The organism is Burkholderia sp. Ac-20353, from assembly GCF_017104785.1.
In the GTDB taxonomy this organism is placed as follows: domain Bacteria; phylum Pseudomonadota; class Gammaproteobacteria; order Burkholderiales; family Burkholderiaceae; genus Burkholderia.
In genome coordinates, this window is sequence record NZ_JAAGPL010000459.1 from 1 (window position 1) to 1,654 (window position 1,654).

The 1,654-nt window shown below is 70.4% G+C and carries 2 protein-coding genes; both read right to left on the reverse strand.

Features of this window, described 5'->3' with window-relative positions:
- A partial coding sequence (gene cheD, locus G3N94_RS41260; RefSeq protein WP_205799900.1) for a chemoreceptor glutamine deamidase CheD occupies positions 1 to 606 on the reverse strand: 606 nt, incomplete at its 3' end.
- Positions 603 to 1,616 (reverse strand): CheR family methyltransferase, encoded by a 1,014-nt coding sequence (locus tag G3N94_RS41265; RefSeq protein WP_205799901.1) that lies wholly within the window; start codon positions 1,614 to 1,616, stop codon positions 603 to 605. The genes G3N94_RS41265 and cheD, both read right to left, overlap by 4 nt.
- Between the last annotated feature and the right edge of the window lie 38 nt (positions 1,617 to 1,654).

Sequence of the window (1,654 nt, forward strand, 5' to 3'; positions counted from 1 at the left end):
GGCGAACAGCTCGACGTGCGCCCGCGTACGCGCGGCGCGGGCGGCGTCGGCCTCGTGCGCGAGCGCGGCTTCGCGCTCGGTCACGCCCGCCACCTGCAGCCGCAGCTTCTTCACCATCGCGCGCCCCGTATGCGGCATGAACGCGACCTTGCGCGGATGCACGCCCTGCAGGTCTTCCGCGGTGATGCGGATGCGCTCGAGCGCGAGGTAGCGGCGCACGAAATCCGAATTGCGGTCGCCGATGTTGATCGTCGTCATGCCCGCGAGCACCGCTGCGCCGCCGAACACCTTCGCCTCGAAGCGCTCGCGGCGGCCGCCCGCCTTGATCAGCTCGTTGATCAGCACTTCCATCGCGTATGCGCCGTAGCGCATCGATTCCGATGCGGCCGCGCCCGGGTCCGCGCCGTCGTCGGGCAGCATGAAGTGGTTCATCCCGCCGATGCCCGCGAACGGATCGTGCAGGCACGCGGCCACGCACGAGCCGAGCACGGTCATCAGCACCATGTCGTCGGCGGTCGTGTAGAACTCGTTCGGCAGCAGCTTCACGCCCGGGCGGCCGAAGTGGCTATCGAAGTAATGGTTGGTCGCGATCGGCAGCGCGCTCATCGGCGGTCCCCGGTGGCGGGCGCCGCCGTGGCTGCAGCCGCGGCGCGCACGCGCGTGCCGGCCGCGGTCACGCCCGCCGACAGTCCGCGCGCGGCGGGTGCGCCTTGGTGGCCGGTGGGCGCGTCCTTCGGGGTGCGCGTCAGTTCATAGACCGTCTGGCCGCGCAGCCGGAATGCCTGCGTCACGTACGTGAAGTTCTCCGAATGGCCGGCGAACAGCAGGCCGCCCGGCTTCACGAGCGGCTCGAAGCGCGCGAGCACCTGCCCCTGTGTCGGCTTGTCGAAGTAGATCATCACGTTGCGGCAGAAGATCGCGTCGAACGGCTGCGCGATCCGGTAATCGGCGTCGGTCAGGTTGAGCTGCTCGAAGCGGATCATCGCGCGCAGCTCGGGGCGCACCTTCACGCGGCCCGCCTGCGGGCCCGTGCCCTTCAGGAAGAAGCGCTTCAGCCGCTCCGGCGACAGGTGCTTGACCTGGTCGTACGTGTAGACGCCGGCCTCGGCCTTCGCGAGCACCTGCGTGTCGAGGTCGGTCGCGAGGATCGTCGCGCCGCGCGCCGCCGATTCGCCGAGTGCCTCGATCAGCGTGATCGCGATCGAGTACGGCTCCTCGCCGGTCGACGCGGCCGAGCACCACACCGACACCGGCGCGGCGCGGCGCTTCACGAACTCCGCGAGGATCGGGAAATGGTGCGACTCGCGGAAGAACGCGGTGAGGTTCGTCGTCAGCGCGTTGGTGAACGCTTCCCACTCGACCGGATCGTCGTCGCGCTCGAGCAGGTCGAGGTAGTCGCGGAACGCGTCGAGCCCGCGCGCGCGCAGCCGGCGCGCGAGCCGGCTGTACGCCATGTCGCGCTTGTGCTCGGACAGCGAGATCCCCGCGCGCTGGTGGATCAGCGCGCGGATGCGGGCGAAGTCGGCCGCCGTGAACGCGAAGTCGCGCCCCGGCTCACCCGAGCGTTGCGACGGTTCCGGCGATTCGGCATGAAGCGGGGCGCGCGCGGACAGCATGGCTCAGAAGGTCTCCCAATCGTCGTCGGACGTGCAGG

Excerpts from the sequence above, each read along its gene's own strand:
- G3N94_RS41265 (WP_205799901.1), bottom strand. The coding sequence starts at position 1,616 with ATGCTGTCCGCGCGCGCCCCGCTTCATGCCGAATCGCCGGAACCGTCG.